At 72.8% G+C, this 17,234-nt stretch carries 14 protein-coding genes and 1 pseudogene; 12 read left to right on the top strand and 3 right to left on the bottom strand.

The features are described from left to right. Positions 1-68: 68 nt before the first annotated feature. From AC156L_RS37115 to AC156L_RS37105, 3 genes are all read left to right on the top strand, one after another. On the top strand, positions 69-941 hold the full coding sequence (locus tag AC156L_RS37115) for an aminoglycoside phosphotransferase family protein (protein ID WP_330877878.1): 873 nt from the start codon (positions 69-71) through the stop codon (positions 939-941). Between the two features lie 65 nt (positions 942-1,006). After that, entirely contained in the window at positions 1,007-1,903 is an 897-nt protein-coding gene (locus tag AC156L_RS37110) for a TauD/TfdA family dioxygenase (RefSeq protein WP_330877877.1), read from the top strand. 34 nt (positions 1,904-1,937) lie between these two features. Further along, positions 1,938-3,569, top strand: a complete 1,632-nt coding sequence (locus AC156L_RS37105; RefSeq protein ID WP_330877876.1) for an alkaline phosphatase family protein — start codon at positions 1,938-1,940, stop codon at positions 3,567-3,569. Here AC156L_RS37105 and AC156L_RS37100 read toward each other — a convergent pair. After that, positions 3,557-4,975: a coproporphyrinogen-III oxidase family protein gene (locus AC156L_RS37100; protein WP_330877875.1), complete on the bottom strand. Its 1,419-nt coding sequence runs from the start codon at positions 4,973-4,975 to the stop codon at positions 3,557-3,559. The genes AC156L_RS37105 and AC156L_RS37100 overlap by 13 nt on opposite strands. Positions 4,976-5,212: 237 nt before the next feature. Here AC156L_RS37100 and AC156L_RS37095 point away from each other — a divergent pair, with 237 nt between their 5' ends. From AC156L_RS37095 to AC156L_RS37060, 8 genes are all read left to right on the top strand, one after another. Further along, complete coding sequence (locus tag AC156L_RS37095; protein ID WP_330877874.1) at positions 5,213-6,397, top strand: sulfatase; 1,185 nt, start codon at positions 5,213-5,215, stop codon at positions 6,395-6,397. 192 nt (positions 6,398-6,589) lie between these two features. Continuing rightward, positions 6,590-8,263: a B12-binding domain-containing radical SAM protein gene (locus AC156L_RS37090; protein WP_330877873.1), complete on the top strand. Its 1,674-nt coding sequence runs from the start codon at positions 6,590-6,592 to the stop codon at positions 8,261-8,263. 76 nt (positions 8,264-8,339) lie between these two features. Continuing rightward, positions 8,340-9,425 (top strand): sulfotransferase family protein, encoded by a 1,086-nt coding sequence (locus tag AC156L_RS37085; protein WP_330877872.1) that lies wholly within the window; start codon positions 8,340-8,342, stop codon positions 9,423-9,425. Next, positions 9,422-10,174: a class I SAM-dependent methyltransferase gene (locus tag AC156L_RS37080; RefSeq protein WP_330877871.1), complete on the top strand. Its 753-nt coding sequence runs from the start codon at positions 9,422-9,424 to the stop codon at positions 10,172-10,174. Before AC156L_RS37085 ends, AC156L_RS37080 begins: the two co-directional genes overlap by 4 nt. Before the next feature lie 15 nt (positions 10,175-10,189). Further along, positions 10,190-10,648 (top strand): ferritin family protein, encoded by a 459-nt coding sequence (locus AC156L_RS37075; protein WP_330877870.1) that lies wholly within the window; start codon positions 10,190-10,192, stop codon positions 10,646-10,648. Positions 10,649-10,653: 5 nt separating this feature from the next. Continuing rightward, entirely contained in the window at positions 10,654-12,648 is a 1,995-nt protein-coding gene (locus AC156L_RS37070) for a methyltransferase domain-containing protein (RefSeq protein ID WP_330877869.1), read from the top strand. Positions 12,649-12,653: 5 nt separating this feature from the next. Continuing rightward, complete coding sequence (locus AC156L_RS37065; protein WP_330877868.1) at positions 12,654-13,976, top strand: sulfotransferase family protein; 1,323 nt, start codon at positions 12,654-12,656, stop codon at positions 13,974-13,976. Beyond that, positions 13,951-14,913, top strand: a complete 963-nt coding sequence (locus AC156L_RS37060; RefSeq protein WP_330877867.1) for a dimethylarginine dimethylaminohydrolase family protein — start codon at positions 13,951-13,953, stop codon at positions 14,911-14,913. Before AC156L_RS37065 ends, AC156L_RS37060 begins: the two co-directional genes overlap by 26 nt. Here the strand turns inward: AC156L_RS37060 and AC156L_RS37055 are convergent. Together AC156L_RS37055 and cysC are read right to left on the bottom strand one after the other, a co-directional pair. Further along, positions 14,852-16,081, bottom strand: coding sequence for a glycosyltransferase 87 family protein (locus AC156L_RS37055; protein ID WP_330877866.1), 1,230 nt, complete (start codon positions 16,079-16,081; stop codon positions 14,852-14,854). The genes AC156L_RS37060 and AC156L_RS37055 overlap by 62 nt on opposite strands. Continuing rightward, complete coding sequence (gene cysC, locus AC156L_RS37050; RefSeq protein ID WP_330877865.1) at positions 16,078-16,644, bottom strand: adenylyl-sulfate kinase; 567 nt, start codon at positions 16,642-16,644, stop codon at positions 16,078-16,080. The genes AC156L_RS37055 and cysC overlap by 4 nt, the downstream gene beginning before the upstream one ends. A 192-nt stretch (positions 16,645-16,836) precedes the next feature. Here cysC and AC156L_RS37045 point away from each other — a divergent pair. Then, a pseudogene (locus AC156L_RS37045) lies at positions 16,837-17,234 on the top strand (ABC transporter ATP-binding protein); the annotation flags it as partial.

The following is a 17,234-nucleotide window of genomic DNA, read 5'->3' as shown; positions in this document are numbered from 1 at the left end:
CCCGACGAAGTGGCCGATACGCCGTGGGACACTATCCGGGTTGCCGGTTTTCCAGGAGTGGGGAGCACATGGGCGCCGACACCGTTCCCGTCCACGTCCGCGAGTGGGCGGCGCGGGAGTTCGGCCCCGTGTCGTCGTGGCGGCGGGTCGAAGGGGGCTACAGCGCGGCCACGCGGTTCGTCGTGACCACCGGGGCGGGTCGCTCGGTGTTCGTCAAGGCCGCCAGCGACGAGATGACGGCCGGGTGGCTGCGGCGCGAGCACGAGACCCTGTCCGGGTTCTCGGCTCCGTTCGCGCCCGCGCTCCTCGGCTGGTCCGACGGCCCGCTCCCGCTGCTCGTGCTGGAGGACCTCAGCGCGGGGGAGTGGCCCCCGCCCTGGCGCGCCGGTCTGGTCGGCGAGGTCGTGGGGCTGCTGGCCGAGCTGCACGCCCGCCGCGCGCCCGCGCACCTGCCGCGACTCGTCGACGACCGCGACGTCGCCGACGGCTGGGAGGTGGTCTCGGCGGACCCGGAACCCCTGCTGGGACTGGGGATCGTGGACCGCGACTGGCTGGCGGACTCGCTCGACGTGCTCAGGGCCGCCGCGGCGGCGGCTCCCCTGGACGGTGGTTCGCCGCTGCACTGCGACGTCCGCAGCGACAACGTCGTCCACCTCGACGGCCGCACCGTGCTGATCGACTGGGACCGCTGCGCGGTCGGGAACCCGTTGTTCGACCTGGCTTTCTGGGCGCCCAGCCTGCACGTGGAGGGCGGCCCGGAGCCGGAGCGCGTGGTGGGCCGGGCACCGGAGCTGGCCTCGCTGGTCGCCGGGTTCTTCGCCGCCCGCGCGTGGCGACCGCCCCCGCACCCCGGCAGCACCGTGCGCGAACTCCAGGTGGCGCAGCTGCGTTCCGCCCTGCCCTGGGCCGCGCGGGAGCTGGGTCTCGCCCCGCCCCGGTGACCTTGTCGGGACGTCGCGGCGTTCGTAAGCTCCACCGGGCGGGAACCAGGAGCGGAGGAATGGCGATGACCCGGTCCTCGAAGCGGTGTGCGGGCACCTTCCTGGCCGCGGACGACGCCCTCCTGCGAGCCCGCCGCGCGGAGGTCCTGGACCACCCGCGCTGGTACCCCGAACCGGAGTGGCTCCGCTCCTACGCGGTTCCCGCCGCGGACCTGGTGAACGACGAGGCCGTGGTCGAGGGCGTAGCGGGCGCGCTCGACGCGTTCGGCGCGGTCGAGATCGACGTCGACCGTCCACTCACGACGGACGAGTTCGTCTCCTTCGGGTGGCGGCTGGGGCGGCCGATGCCCGAGACGGCACCGGACGTGCGGCCCTACGTCGAGCGGGACGTGGTGCTGAACCTGGTCGCCGAGCACGGCGTCGTCGCCGACACGGGTTTGCAGCCGTTCTCCGAGACGGCGCTGGCGCTGCACACCGAGAGCAGCGGCAAACCCGCGCCCGACCAACCGCGCCACCTGGTGTTCCAGTGCCTGAGCGCGCCCGAACCCGACCGCGGGGCCCAGACGCTGGTGGTGTCCGGGACGCGGGTCCACGACGCGCTCGACGGGGCGGAGCGCGACGTCCTGGAGCACTGCCGCTACGACCTCGACCCGCCGGGCCCGCCGATCCTGCGGGAGCTGTCGGGCCGTCCCTGCTTCTCCTTCCGCGACTTCGCGGACGAACCCCTGCACTGGGTCCACGACGCCGCCGCCGAGGTCGACCCCGAGCGGGTCAACTCCGCGTTCCGCGCGCTGACCGCCGCCCTGTACGACGTCGGGGCGGTGCGCGGGATCCACTGGCGGCCCAACACGGTCCTGGTGCTGGACAACACCTTCGGCTTCCACGGGCGTTCCGCGGGAGCGGGTGGCCGACCACCCGCCGAGCGCAGGCACCTGATGCGCCTGCGGATCCTGGCCTCCTGAAGCGCAACCGTCGACAGAGTGGGAGGACGCCGAGGTGTCCGCTGCAAGGGTCGCACCCCAGCTCGCCGTCGTGGGTCTGGACGGCGTGTCGTTCAACGTCCTCATGCCGATGGTCGACAGGGGTGTCCTGCCGAACTTCCGCAGGCTGCTCGACCTCGGCGCGCACGGCCCGCTGGTGTCGACCGTGCCGTGGCAGACCCCGGTGGCGTGGACGTCGATGGCGACCGGCGTGAACCCCGGTGGGCACGGCGTGTACGGCTGGTGGAACCCCGACCTGCGCTCGGGGGAACTGGTGCCCGCGAGCGGCGCGCGGGTCGAGCGCGCCCGGTACTGGGAGGTGCTCTCCGGCACGGGCGTCGTCGTCGGCGTCGTCAACGTGCCCATGAGCTACCCGGCCAGGCCGGTCCGCGGATTCACCATCGCGGGGCTCGACTGCCCGTCGTCGGCCCCCGAGGACGACCCCCTGCTCGCCTACCCGCGTGGCGTGCTCGACGAGGTCGCCCAGCCGACACCGGACGGCGTCCGGCGCTACCGGGTGATGCCGGAGCGACTCGACGGCGAGGACACCCTCGCGGCGGCGGCGCGGTGGACGGAGGTCGAGCGCCACCGCGCCGACTCCTTCTTCGCGCTGGTCGACCGCTACCGGCCGGGGTTCGTGCAGCTGAACCTCTTCGCGACCGACCACATCGCGCACCGGACCCGGCCGGGAGACCCGGCTCGCGACCTGGCCTACCGCAGCGCCGACGAGTTCCTCGGCCGTTTCCTGGACCTGTACCCCGAGACCGACGTGCTCGTGGTGTCCGACCACGGCTCCTGCCCGATCGACGACTTCCTCATGGTGCACAACTTCCTGCGGGAGCTGGGCGTCCTGCACTTCGGCCCGTGGCTCGCCGACGAGCAGGTGCCCGTCGTCCTCGGTCCCGACGCGTCGGCGCGGGAGTGCGCGCGGCTGGTGGAGCGGTTGCGCCGCGAGGGGCGGGCGTTCCGCGCGGAGCTGTTCGAGCGCCACCGCGACCGCTTCCCCGGCGCGAACGTGGGGTTCTCCACGATCGACTGGGACCGGACCAGCGTCTTCTGCACCTCCGACTACGGCCAGCTGCGGATCAACCGGGAGCGCGGCGCGGGCGCGGTCGTCTCGGACGCGGAGCACGCGCGGCTGCTGGACCGGCTCACCACCGCGTACCTGGACCTGCGCCGTCCCTCCGGGGAACCGCTGGTGGAGCGCGTGCTCCGCCGCGACGAGCTGTACCGCGGCCCCCACGCGGCGGCGGGCCCCGACCTCACCCCGGTACCGGCGGCGACCGACGTGTACTTCTGCCAGGTCTACAGCTTCTACGGCGCGGGGGAGGATCGGCTGGTCGCCCCGATCGGCGACGTCGTCGACCCCGCGCGCACGGGGTGCGCGGGCGACCACCACGCGGAGGGGATCCTGATCGCCGCGGGACCGCGGATCACCGCACGGGGTCGGCTCGCCGAGTCGTCCGTGCTCGACATCGCACCCACCGTGCTGGACCTGTTCGGGGTGGATCCGCTGCCCGAGCACGAGGGCGTGGTGCTGGCGGACCTGCGGGGGCACGACCGGCCGGGGACGGGCGCGAGCGAGCCGGTGGACGAGCAGACCGAGGGGCTGCGGCTGCGGCTGATGTCGTTGGGCTACCGGATCTGAGTGTCGTCGGTGGGGCGGTGGGGTCGGGTCGTGGCGAGGGGGAAGTACTGGTTGGCCTGCTTGGAGCGTCCGATGGACAGGTGCCGGTCGAACAGGGTGCGCTGGGTGGGGGAGTGGAACTCGCCGCAGACGTCGTCGCCGAAGGGAGCGGCGTCCGTCCGCAGGCGCAGCAGGCTGCCCAGTGACGTCACCGCGCCCAGGTCCAGCAGGTCGCCCAGGAACGGGAAGTCCGCGAGGGGGTCGGAGCCGAACTCCGCGCGGTAGTCGTCCACGTCGAACTGCAACTCCAGGAAGCTCGACACCCCGAACGCGCGCCGGTCCTCCTCCGGTGACGGCGTCGACCGGCCCACCACCGGCAGCTCGCCCGCCTCCACCCGCGCCGTCCACGCCCGCAGGTCGAGTTCGTTCATCACCGCCGAGCCGCCGACGTAGCCGTAGGCACCGGGCCCCACGGGCACGATGTCGAACGACACCCCGGCACTGCGCCGGTTGTAGCGGTGCAGGCCCCCTGGGCGGTGGAAGTTGCGCACCCGCTGGTGCGCGTACCCGTGGTCGAACAGCGTCCGCCGGGTCGCCTCCAGCCACCTCCGCTTGTCGTCGTCGCTCTCGGCGAACGACGTCTTCGCGGCCCTGGCCGCGAGCGGCGTCCCGGCGGCGACCTCCAGCGCGTTGAACGAGATCATGCCCGGCTGCCAGGCGAGCGCCCGTGCCACGTCCTCCAGGTGCTGGTCGAGCCGCTGGCCGGGGATGTTGGCCATCAGGTCGATGTTGACGTTGCGCAACCCGGCGTCGCGCGCCATCGCCAGCGCGGCGTCCGCCTGCTCGGCGGTGTGGTGACCGCCCATGGCGGCCGAGACCTCCGCGTTCCAGGTCTGCACGCCCAGGCTGATCCGGGTGGCCCCGGCCGCGCGCACGGCGGCCAGCTTCTCCTCGGTCGCGTCGCGCGGGTACCACTCCACGGTGATCTCGGGCAGGTCGACGAACGGCATGATCCCGCGGATGCCCGTCAGCAGGTCGTGCAGCTGCTCCGCCGACAGCACGCTCGGCGACCCGCCTCCGACGAAGACCGCCTCCACCGGACCGGCCGCCCGGTCGCCGCCGACCAGGTCCTGCCAGAGCCGCAGCTGCGCCAACGCCGTCCTGACGTAGCGGCTCGCCGCGTCGTCCACGTGGTGGCCGGGGTAGAACCGGCAGAAGTCGCAGCGCTGGGCGCAGAACGGGACGTGGACGTAGACCAGCCCGGTCCGGGCGCGCGACGTCCGGCGCGGCCGGTACTCGGCGGCGAACCGCCCCGGCTCGACGCGCCGCGACGGCAGTGGGTAGAAGCCGACCGGTCTCACCCGCTCCGGGTACCGCCGCCGCAGCGCCGTCGTCAGCTCGTCCGCGTCGTGGTCGCCGATCCGCACCGGTGCGCTCCCATCGTCGTCGGAACCGCCAGGAACCGGTCACCGGAGACCAACGTAGGCCGACGCCGCCGCGCGCGGTAGTCGACCGGGTGGGGAGCCTCGCGCGGTGGTCGTCGATCACGTTGACACCGGTGTCCGCCCACCTACGATTCCGGTAGGCAGGGCCCCGACGCGGCGGTCCACTGTGGATCGTCCGGGTCCGGCGCGCCGTCCTTCCCACGGCAAGAGGGGATCATCGTGCAGCAGCCCAACGTCCTGTTCGTCTCACTGGACACCCTCCGGGCGGACGTCGCCTACTCGGGCAGGTTCCCCGGTGTCGAGTCGCTCCGCGCGCGCGGCGTGACCTGCACGCAGGCGATCTCGTCGGCCCCGCTGACCCCGATCAGCCACGCCACCGTGTTCACCGGCCTCCAGCCGCCGGGCCACGGCATCCGGCACCTGCTGCGCGAGCAGCTCAGGCCCGACGTGCCCACGCTGGCCGAGCGCCTCCGGTCGGCGGGGTACCGCACCGGCGCGGTCGTGTCCTGCCCCGGCCTGGACAAGTGGTACGGCCTCGACCGCGGGTTCGACTTCTACGACGACGAGATACCACTGCTGCCCGACGGGCGGAACCCGTTGACGGTCGGCGACGTGAAGATGCGGGGCCTCGCGCTCAAGCGCGCGCCCGTCGTGGCCGATCGCGCGGCCCGGTGGGTCGAGGAGCAGGACGGCCCGTTCTTCCTGTTCGCCCACTTCTTCGACGCGCACTGGCCGTACGAGCCGCCCGAGGACGTGGGCGTCGAGGTGGACAACCCCTACGAGGGCGAGGTCGCGTTCAGCGACCACCACCTGTCCCGCCTGCTGCGGAGGATCGAGGAACTCGGGCACCCGCTGGACTCGATGCTCGTCGTCTGCTTCTCCGACCACGGCGAGGACCTGGCCGGGTGGTACCCCAACGACCACTCCGGGGAACTCGGCCACCCGTACGAGGAGGGGCACGGCTGCCTGCTGTTCGACACCACGCAGCACGTCCCGCTGGTCTTCGCCGCTCCCGGCCTGCCCTCGGGCGCCGAGGTCGCGGCCCAGGTCCGGCTGGTCGACGTGATGCCCACCGTGCTGGACCTGCTGGGGCTGGAGGGGACGGCGTCGGACGGGGAGTCCCTCGAACCCCTGCTGCGGGGGCGGGCGCACGCGGACCGGCCCGCGTACTGCGAGACCTACTTCCCCGAGGAGCGGGCGCGGGCGGGTGACTACCCGGACCTCGAACCGCTGCACGCGATCCGGCTCGCCGACGGCGACGGCCGGACCAAGGTCGTGTGGCACCGGGGGAGCGGTCGCGTGGAGCACTACGACCTCGTGGCCGACCCGCACGAGCTGGACGCGCGGGTGCTGGTCGTCGGGCAGGACGGCGGGGACGCGGCCCTCCCCGCTCCTCCGGAGTAGCGCCCGGTCCGCCGCGGCGGTCGGCTGTCCACCGCCGACCGCCGGGCCTTGGACCTCGCGCGACGATCCCGGTAGCTTGCCGGGTGGACGTCCAACGTCGTCACCGTCACGGGATCCCGTTGGCGCACAACGGATTTCGGCCGTGGTGAGGTGCGGCGTGCTCCCGAATCCACCGACGGGGAGGGTGAAGTCATGGCACGCAAGGTTTCCCTGGCACTTGAGCTGTACACCGACGCCAACGATCTCGTCGACCACCGGTACATGACCCAGATGCGCGAGCAGGACATCACCCCCGTGCCGACGGACCCCTCGTTGCCGCGGTTCACGCTCGTCGTCGGACCGTCGCCGTTCACGATGCCGCGCGGCTGGGAGTTCTTCCTGACCTCCCCCTACGAGGGCGCCACGTACATCGGCACCGTGCTGCACAACGCCGGCTACCCGGTGCGGATCGTCGACGTGCGCTACACCCCCGACCCGCTCCAGGCGGCCTACGACCAGATCGTGGGCCAGACCGACGTGCTCGGGCTCTGCACGTTCGAGGACAACTTCCCGTGGTGCCGCGAGCTGATGGACCGCGTCAAGCTCGCCGAACCGGACGTGCCGATCATCTGCGGCGGCTCGCTCGTGACGTCCGTCCCGCACGTGTTCATGGAGAGCACGGCGTGCGACGTCGCGGTCATCAGCGAGGGTGAGATCACCATCCTGGAGCTGATGGAGAGCTACTCGGCGGGGCGCTGGAGCACCGACCTGCCGACCATCCGCGGCATCTGCTACCGCACCCCGGAGGGCGAGAACAAGCGGACCCGCCCGCGCGGCCAGATGATGGACCTCGACGCGCTGCCGAGGATGCGGCTGGACCTGTGGCCGCAGGCGCACAGCCCCATGGGGTTGCAGCCGCAGATCATCTCCTCGTACAGCAGGGGCTGCAAGATGGACTGCTCCTTCTGCTACCGCACGACCCCGCAGGTGCGGGCGAAGTCCCCGGAGAAGCTCGACCGCGACCTGGCGTGGCTGAAGTCCCAGTACGGCATCGACTTCTCCTTCTTCGTCGACCTGACGTTCAGCTCGCACCGCAGGCAGACCGTGGAGGTCTGCGACGTGATCAAGGACCACGACCTGCGCTGGACCTGCCTGACCCGGTGCGCCGACATGGACAAGGAGCGCGCCACCGCGATGCGCGACTCCGGCGCCGACATCATCCTCTACGGCGTGGAGTCGCTGGGGTCGGAGGTGTTGCGCGAGGCCCGCAAGGGCAACAGCGAGAACCTCACCGTGCGCGCGATGCGCACGACGTTCGAGGCGGACGTCAGGTTCGGCGCGCTGCTCATCGTGGGGCTGCCCAACGAGAACGAGGAGTCGCTCGACCACATGGTCGAGTTCGCCGAGAGCTACAACCACGTGACGAGGGTGAAGTACCTGTCCGCGATGCCGGGCACCACGGTGTACAAGCAGGCGCTCGGTTCGGGGCTGATCCGCTCGGAGATCGACCACCTGAACTGGCTGTCCGTGGAGCAGGCCCTGCACGAGGACGAGTTCCTCAACGTCAGCGAGCTGTCCGAGCAGGCCTGCCGGGACGCGTACAAGCGGATCTACGACGCCTACGAGCCCGGCCCGGTCATGGACTTCAAGCACTACCCCGAGCACTTCCAGTACTTCCACCCGCAGCCCGACGACGGCAAGGCGCGGTCGACGTCGTACGCGGGGAAGGGGTGGCGGAGCAGGTGGAGTTCCGCGGGCCCGGTGATGGTGCCGGACGCCGACCGCTTCACGTTGGACAAGTGCGCCGACCCCGAGGTCGCGAGCAGGGGCAGCAGCCTCGTGGAGTGCGGTGCCAAGACGATGGCGAAGTCCGCGCCCGCGAACTGAGCGCCGCCACGGGGCGGGGAGGAGGCCGAGTGGGGATCGAACGACACCGGTGGCTCGAACCCGGCGCGGGCAGTCCATGACGGACGCCGCACCGGGCGACGGGCCCGTGCTGATCATCGGGACGGAGCGCTCGGGCTCCAACCTGCTGCGCCTCGTGCTCAACGCCCACCCGCGCGTCGCCGTGCCGCACCCGCCGCACTTCCTGCGCTACCTGGCGCCGCTCGCGGACTCCTACGGCGACCTGCGGGAGGACGCCAACCTGCGCTCGCTGGTGGCGGACGCGGTGCTGCTGCTGCGGGTGCACCCGCACCCCTGGGAGCACCCGGTCGACGTCGAGCGGGTCGTCCGGGAGGCGGGCAGGTCCGTGTTCGGCGTCGTCGCGGCGATCTACGACCAGTACCGCGCCGCCGAGGGCAAGGCCCGCTGGGGCTGCAAGAGCACCTTCACCGTCGACCACGTGGACGAGGTCCTCGCGGAACGGCCCGACGCCCGGTTCGTCCTGCTGGTGCGCGACCCGCGCGACGTGGCGGCCTCCGCCCGGCGGTCGGTGTTCTGCCACTACCACCCGGCCCGGACCGCGGCGCTCTGGGCGCGCCAGCAGGACCGGGGGCTGGCCGCGCTCGACCGGCACGGCCCCGCGGTCGTGCACCTGCTGCGCTACGAGGACCTCGTGTCCGGACCGGGCGTGGAGGTCGGGCGGCTGTGCGCGTTCCTCGGCGAACCGGTCGAGGAGGCGATGTTCGCCCACCACACGTCGCCCGCCGCCCGGCGGACGTCGGCGCTGGCGGAGTCCTGGCGCAACGCCGGGTCGCCGATCACCACCACCAGCGTGGGGGCGCACCGGCACGGACTGACCCCCGCGGAGCGCGCGGTGGTCGAGGAGATCGCGGGTCGTGGGATGAGCAGGCTCGGCTACGAGGTCGGTCCGCGCCGCACGCCGGTCGTGCTGCCGTCCGCGCTCGACGTGCGCCTGCGGGACTTCGGGACGCGCGTCCTCGTCGAGGCGCGTTCGCTGCGGCGGGACGACAACGCGCGGCAGCGGCTCGCGCGTGACGCCACGGTCGCCTGGCTGAGGGTCAGGGCACGGCTCCGCTCCCGCGTGCCCGGCCACCGAACCGCGGGCCGGTACAACCGCGTCCGACCGAGGGAGGACATGTCGTGAACGGTGAGGGGCAGTCGGTGGTCGACCACTTCTCCGCGCGGGCGGGCAGGTACGACAGGTCGAGTTCGTGGTGCACGGACGACGACCTCGGCGACCTCGTCCTCCGCTCGGCCAGGCCGTGCCCGTCGGACCGGGTGCTCGACGTGGCCTGCGGCACCGGCCTGGTGTCGAGGCTGTTCGCGGGCCGGGTCGCCGAGGTGGTCGGTGTGGACGTCACCGAGGCGATGGCCGTCCAGGCCGCACCGCACCTCTCCCGGCTGCACATCGGGAGGGCGGAGGCGCTGCCGTTCGACGACGGCGAGTTCGACGTCGTGGTCTGCCGCCAGGGCATCCAGTTCATGGACCTGCCCGACGCGGTGCGCGAGATGGTGCGGGTGACCCGGCCCGGCGGCCGGGTGGTCCTGGTCGACCTCTGCGCCTACGGCGAGCGCGACCGCGACGAGTACTTCGAGGTGCTGAGGCTGCGCAACCCGGTGCGGCGGCACTTCTTCCTGCCGCGGCAGCCCGCCCACCTCCTGGAGTCGCAGGGGTGCAACCCGGTCGAGTCGTACCGGTACGTCTCGGTCGAGGACGTCGACGTGTGGTCCGACAACGGGGCCATCGACGAGAGCAGGCGGGAGGCGATCCGCGAGGTCTACCGGACCGCGTCCGACGACTTCAGGCGGCTGCACTCGGTCGAGGAGACCGGGGGGCGCATCGTCGACAACATGCTGTTCATGGTGACGGTCGGGCACAAGCGCCGGACGTGAGAGCGCGGGGGGACGATGACTGGACCGAGCACGAGGCTGCACCCCGGACTGCGGGCGGCGTTCGCCGCCGAGGCGGTCGCCGTGGTGCGCTACACCTACTTCGCCCAGGTCGCCGAGGTCGAGGGGCACGCCGAGGCCGCCAGGCTGTTCACCGAGGCGGCGCGGAGCGCCGAGTGCGCCGCGCACGGGCACCTGGACTTCCTGCGGTACGCCGGTGACGCCACGACGGACGAACCGATCGGCGAGACGGAGCTGAACGTCGCCTCGGCGGTGAGCGGGGTCCTGCGGGACGCCACCGAGTCCTACCCCGAGCTGGTGGCGGCAGCGCACGCCGAGGGGTTGGCCGACGTGGCCGGGTGGCTGACCACCGTCGCCGCGCTGAAGAACGCCCACACGGCCAAGTTCGAGCGCGTGCTCGCCCAGCTGACCGAGCACGCCTTCGCCTCGGCGCCCACCGGACCCGACCTGGAGTGAGTGCGATGACGACCGACGACACCAGGATCGGGGAGGTGGGCCCGATCGTGCTCACCGGCGACTACGCCGCCGCGTCCATCGTGGTCTTCTCCGGGTTGGAGGCCGTCCGCCGCAACCCCTCGATGTACGTGGGTTCCACCGACGCCGACGGGTTGCACCACCTCGTGTTCGAACTCGTCGACAACGCCGTGGACGAGCACGAGGCGGGCCACTGCGGGGACGTCCACGTGACCGTGCACGACGACGGCTCGTGCTCGGTGCGCGACGACGGCCGGGGCATCCCGACCGACCCGCACCCGGAGACGGGCCGTCCGGCCTGCGAGGTCGTGCTGACCACGCTGCACTCCGGCGGCAAGTTCGGGGGCGACTCCTACGCCACCTCGGCCGGGCTGCACGGCGTGGGCCTGTGCTGCGTCAACGCGCTGTCCCGGTGGTTGGCGCTCGACGTCTGGCGCGACGGGGAGCACGTGTGGCAGAACTTCGCGCGCGGCGAACCCGAGGGCGACCCCGTCCGGGTCGACGGCTCGACCGGCCGGGGCACGCTGATCCGGTTCGGCCCGGACGACGCGGTGTTCGGCGAGCACCGGTTCGACGCGGCCACCATCGCGGACCGGATGGAGGAGGTGGCGTTCCTGCACCCCGGTCTGCGCGTGCGCTTCACCGACGAGCGCACCGGGCGGGAGGACGCGTTCCTGCACCGGGACGGGGTTCGGGGGCTGCTCGAACACCGCAACCGGCACGCGACCGTCGTCCACCCCGCACCGGTCGTGGTGGACGAGCGGTCGGGCTCGCTGGCGGTCGAGATCGCGCTGTGGTGGACCGAGGGCTACGAGGAGGAGGTCTGGAGCTTCGTCAACGGCGTCCGCACCCGGCAGGGCGGGTCGCACGTGGAGGGGTTGCGCGCCGGGCTGGCCTCGGCCGTCAACCGGTACGCCGCCGACAACGGGATGCTGGACACGGTCGCGGGTGAGCGGATCACGACCGTCGACATCCTGGAGGGCCTGACCGCGGCGATGATCGTGCGCATGGACGCGCCGCGCTTCGACGGGCAGGTCAAGCAGCGCCTGCGGACCCCGGAGGTCGCGCACGTCCTGAAGGGAGTGGTCGAACGCGCGCTGTGGCAGGCGCTGCTGGACGATCCCGACCTCGGGCGCCGGGTCGTCGCCAGGGCTCTGGACGCCACCAGGGCACGGCTCGCCGCGCGCCTGGCGGGCCGGACGGCCCGCCACCGACCCCGTGAGCTGGAGATCGACTACGCGGTCTACCAGCGCCAGTTCGGCATCCGCTCGCGCAACTGGCACGACTCGTGCTCGTGGCTGACCGACGACGGCCTGCTCGCCAAGCACGCGGACCTGTGCGACGTGCCCGCCGACACCAGGATGCTGGACGTCTGCTGCGGCAGCGGTGTCGTCGGCAACGCCTTCGCGGGCAGGGTCGGCGAGATGATCGGCCTCGACATCACCCCGGAGATGGTCCGGCTGGCCTCCGACCGGCTCGACCGGGTCGACCAGGGCACGGTCTACGACCTGCCGTACGGGGACGGCTCCTTCGGGCTGGTCGTCAACCGGGAGGTGCTGCACCTGCTCCCGCAGCCGGAGAAGCCCCTCGCGGAGGTCTTCCGGGTGCTGCGGCCCGGCGGCCAGTTCATCGTCGGCCAGATCGTGCCCTACACCGACGAGGACGCGTTCTGGATGTTCCGGATCTTCAAGAAGAAGCAGCCGCTGCTGTTCCAGATGTTCCGGGAGCAGGAGTTCCGGGCGCTGCTGCTCGACGCGGGCTTCGTCGACCTCAGGATGGAGGAGTACTTCCTCTGGGAGTCCATCGACCTGTGGATCGACACCCACGAGACGACTCCCGCCCACCGCAGCGAGATCCGCCGCCTCTACTACGACGCTCCCGCCGAGGTGCGGGCCGTGCACCCGTTCGAGGTGCGGTCGGACGGCTCGGTGCGGGACAGGTGGCGCTGGTGCGTCTACTCCCTGCGCAAGCCGCTCGGCTGACGCCGATGACCGCCCGCACCGAGGTCTCACCCCCGTCGTTCGACCAGCGGCTCGCCGTGCTGCGCGGCCTGCGCGGTGCGGCCGTGCCCGCCTTCACCGAGCGGATCGGCGAACTCGTCGTCGTGGCGTCGAGTTCGCGCGGCGGGTCGAGCATGTTCACCGACCTGCTGCGCGAGTCGCCCGACCTGCTGCACCTGCGGGCGGAGATCAACCCGTTCCTGCGGCTGGCCGGTCTGGACTACCCGGACTCCGGCGACGACGACCGGCTCGAACCCCGGCACTGGCACGCACTGCCGCGAGCGCGCCGCCGACTGCTCGACGAGGAGCTGGCGCTGGACGCGGGCACGCCCGCCGCCCGCGTGGACGACGAGGAGCACCTGCTCGACGTGGCGTGGCGGCTGGCCGTGCAGTGGCCGTCGGTCGACTTCGACCCGCAGTGCGTGGTGCGGGCGGGCAGGCGGGTGCTCGACCGGGTCAGGCGGGAGTCCGGGTGGGACGCGGGCGAACTCCGCGACGGCGGCCGGTTCCAGCGGGAGCTCCTGCACGACCTCGCCGGGGACGGGTACGCCGTGGACCACCGGTACTACGACCTGCCGGGAACGGCCGCGGTGCGACCGCCGCGCGGCGCACCCGGCGACAGGCTGGTCGAGGAACCGCCCTTCGTGGCGCTGCGCGCGTGGCGGCGGGCCGACGAACGCGACTGCGACACCAAACCGCTGGTGGTGAAGACACCGAGCAACGCCTACCGGCTCGGGTTCCTGCGCGCCATGTTCCCGAACGCGCGCCTGCGGGTCGTCCACCTGACCCGCAACCCGGCGGCGTCGATCAACGGGCTGGTCGACGGCTGGCGCCACCCCGGTTTCCACGCCCACCGGATGCCCGAGCCGCTGCGCATCGCCGGTTACGCCGACGAGTGCCCGCAGGACCGCTGGTGGTGGAAGTTCGACCTGCCGCCGGGGTGGCGGCACCACACCGGGTCGCCGCTCACCTCCGTGTGCGCGTTCCAGTGGCGCTCGGCGCACGAGGCGGTCCTCGACGCCGTGCGCGACGGCGGGATCGACAGCGTCCGGGTGCGCTACGAGGACCTGGTGTCGGGGCCGGAGAGCAGGACGCGGTGCCTGGCCCGGCTGTGCGACTGGCTGGGGATCCCGTTCGACGGCGCCTTCGCCCGCGCGGTCCGGGACGGGCTCGACCCGGTGGTCACGACGGCGCCGCCGTCGCCCGGCCGGTGGCGGCGCCGTGCGGAGGAGATCCACGAGGTGCTGGTCCAGGACGTCCTGCGGACGGCGGAGGGGCTCGGGTATGGCGATTCCGCGCACTGGATCTGACGGGCTCAGCACCCACGGCGGTCCGGGGTGGCGGCCGAGGAGCGCGGCGCACGCCGCCGAACTGGGACGGATCTGGACCGAGTGCGGGTGCACGAGCGAGGTCGACCCGTTGCGGGCGGTGGTGCTGGTGCGCCCACCGGACAGCATGGCCTCGGCGGCCGACGCGCGCGCCAACCTCATGGTGGGGCCCGTCGACCTCGGCCTGATCCGCGAGCAGGCGCGGGGGGTCGCCTCCGCCTACGAGGAGCACGGCGTCCGCGTGCACTGGGTCGAGCCGGACGCGCCGGTCTCGCCGAACGTCGTCTTCGCGAGGGACCTGTTCTTCATGACCCCCGGCGGCGCGGTGGTGGCCCGCATGGCCTCGGCGCAGCGGGCGGGGGAGGAGCCGGTCGTCGCGCGGGCACTGGCCGCGCTCGGCGTGCCGATCGAGCGCACGGTCACCGGCACCGCCACCTTCGAGGGCGCCGACGCGCTGTGGCTGGACCGGACGACCGTGGTGGTCGGCGTCGGGTTCCGGACGAACGCCGCGGGTGCCCGTGCGGTCGCGGGAGCGCTGCGCGGGTACGGCGTGGACGTGGTCGAGGTGCGCCTCGGACCGGGCGTCCAGCACCTCCTCGGCAGCGTCGTGTTCCTGGACCACGGGCTCGCCGCCGTCCACGCCGCCGCCGCGGGACCCGGCCTGCGCACCCTGCTCCGCGACCGCGGCTACCGGGTCGTGGAGGTGCCGCCCGACGGGGAACTCCTGACCGCCCGCGGCATGAACCTGGTCGCGCTGGCACCGGGACGGGTGCTGATGCCCACCGCCGCCCCGGTGCTCCGCGAGCGCATCGAGGCGGCGGGGGTGAGCACCCACGTGGTGGACGTGGGCGAGTACGTCAAAGCCGCCGGAGCTCTCGGCTGTCTGACGGGAGTTCTGCACCGGTCGGCGGCCCGCTGACCCCCGACCTCACGGCCAGGGCCACCGCGACCAGCACCGCGAGCAGCGGCAGCCAGCTCGCGGCGACCTGCGTGAGCGGATCGCTGATGCGCAGGGCCTCCGCGGGATCGCGCGGAACGGCCCAGGCGTACGGCCGCAGCGCGATGGCCGCGACGACCACGCCCCAGCCCGCCCACCCCAGCGGCGTGCGGACCGCGGCGGCCAGGAACACCAGCCCCGGCACGACCCACACCCAGTGGTGCTCCCAGGACACGGGGGAGACGACCAGGCCGACACCGGCGGTCACCAGCACGCCCCACTGGTCCTGTCCGCGCCGCCACAGCCTGACCGCCAGCACCAGGCCCAGCACGGCGAGGACGACGGCCAGGCAGGCCCAGACGAGCGTCGTGTCCGTGGAGTGGGCGACGCGCGCGACGACACCGCGCAACGACTGCTGGAACCGGTGCTGGGTGATGGCGACGCGGTCGGCGTCGACGAACACACCGCCCCAGTACTTCAGGGTGTCCGAGGGCAGCACCGCCAGGCTGAGCAGCACCGTGGCCAGGAAGGTCGCCACGGCCGTCAGCGCGGGCCGGAAGCGGCGGGTCAGCAGGAGGTACACCAGGAACACGCCGGGGGTCAGCTTGATCGCCACGGCCAGGCCGATGCCGACGCCCATCGCCCTCGACCGGGACAGCAGGGTGAAGTCCGCGAGGACCAGCGCCACCAGCAGAAGGTTGACCTGGCCGGTCTCCAGCGTGGAGCGCACCGGTCCGAGCCACATCGCGGCCAGCGCGACGACCGCGGCCAGCGCGACGTGCCCGCGAGCCGGTCCCGATCGGACCCAGCGCAGCGAGAGCAGCAGCACCACTTCGAGGAGCAGCACGCCGACGAACGTCCAGGCGATCTTCAGCGCGCCCGCGCCCACGAGGGACAGCGGGATGAACAGGAGCGCCGCGAACGGCGGGTAGGTGAACTGGTAGCCGAAGGGCGGGACGACCAGTTGGTACAGCGGTTCGCCGCTGGTCACCGCCTGGCCGCCGCCGACGTAGACGGCGAGGTCCTCCAGCCAGTCGGGCTTGGCGCCGTTGACCAGGACCGCGAACCACGTGCCCAGCGCGGCGCAGCCGAGCACCAGCGCCACGAGCACGGCGGCGGGGAGCGGGCGCCGTTCGGCGCGGGCGGTCATCGTGGGATCCTGGTGAGCACGAAGGCGTGCACGGTGTCGATCGACTCCTCCGGTGTCTGGATGTGGGCCTGGACGACGAGGTCCGGTTCGGCGGGTGCTTCGTAGGGGTCGTCGACGCCGGTGAGCCCGCTGAGCCCGCCGTCGCGCTGGAGCGCGTACAGCCCCTTGACGTCCCTGCTGCTGCACACCGACACCGGGGTCGCCACGTACGTCTCGACGAAGTCGAGACCGAGGTCGGTGTGTCCGGAGCGGACCTGGTGCCTGCTCGACGCGTACGGGGCGATCACGGGCACGAGGGTGATGACGCCGTGCCTGGCGAGCAGGCTCGCGACGAAGCCGATGCGCCGCACGTTCTCCTCGCGGTCCGACCTGCTGAACCCGAGGTCCCTGGTGAGGTTCGTCCGGACCTCGTCGCCGTCCAGCACCTCGACCCGCCGCCCCTCGGCCCGCAGGCGGGCGGCCACGCCGTCGGCGATGGTGGACTTCCCCGCGCTGGGCAGGCCCGTCAGCCACACGGTGAGACCGGCGGCGGAGGCCCTGGCTCCCTGTGGTGCCGCACCCACCGCCCTCACGATCGAGCACCCCCGTACCGACGATCCCGCTCGACACCGACCTGTCGGCTGGGAACCCTAGCGACGGCGCCCCGGCGGCGGAAGTGTCCACCTCGCTTCGAATGACGTCACTGGACAGCGGCGTTCCCGGACGTCGCCCTGCTGCACGATGAGCAGGCCGAGGTGCCCCCTGAAGGGAGTCGGATGGTCCCGCCGGAAGCGGAGAAGCCGGTCCGCAGGAGCGCGGTGCTGCTCGCCCTGCGCCTGTACGGGAAGGAGTTGCGGCGCCACGGCGCCATGGCGGCGGGGGTGCTCGTGGTGCCCGCGCTGAGCGTGACGTGCCGGGTCTACCTGGCACCGCTGGCGGTGGGCGCCCTCGTGGCGCACCTGGCCGGGGGTGGCCGTGACGTGCTGCCGCACCTGCTGGCCTTCGGCGGGCTGATGCTGCTCTCGGAGGTGTTGTGGCGCCTCGGTGTCCACTGCCTCAACCGCGTGGACGGGCGCGGGATCGAGAACCTGTCGGCGTTCGCGGTGGACGAGCTGCTGGGCAAGGACGCGGCGTTCTTCCACGACAACTTCGCCGGGTCGCTCACGAAGCGGTT

This window comes from Umezawaea sp. (genome assembly GCF_057122925.1).
Note: the sequence above shows the minus strand (reverse complement) of the source record. Positions and strands in the feature narration are given on the sequence as shown.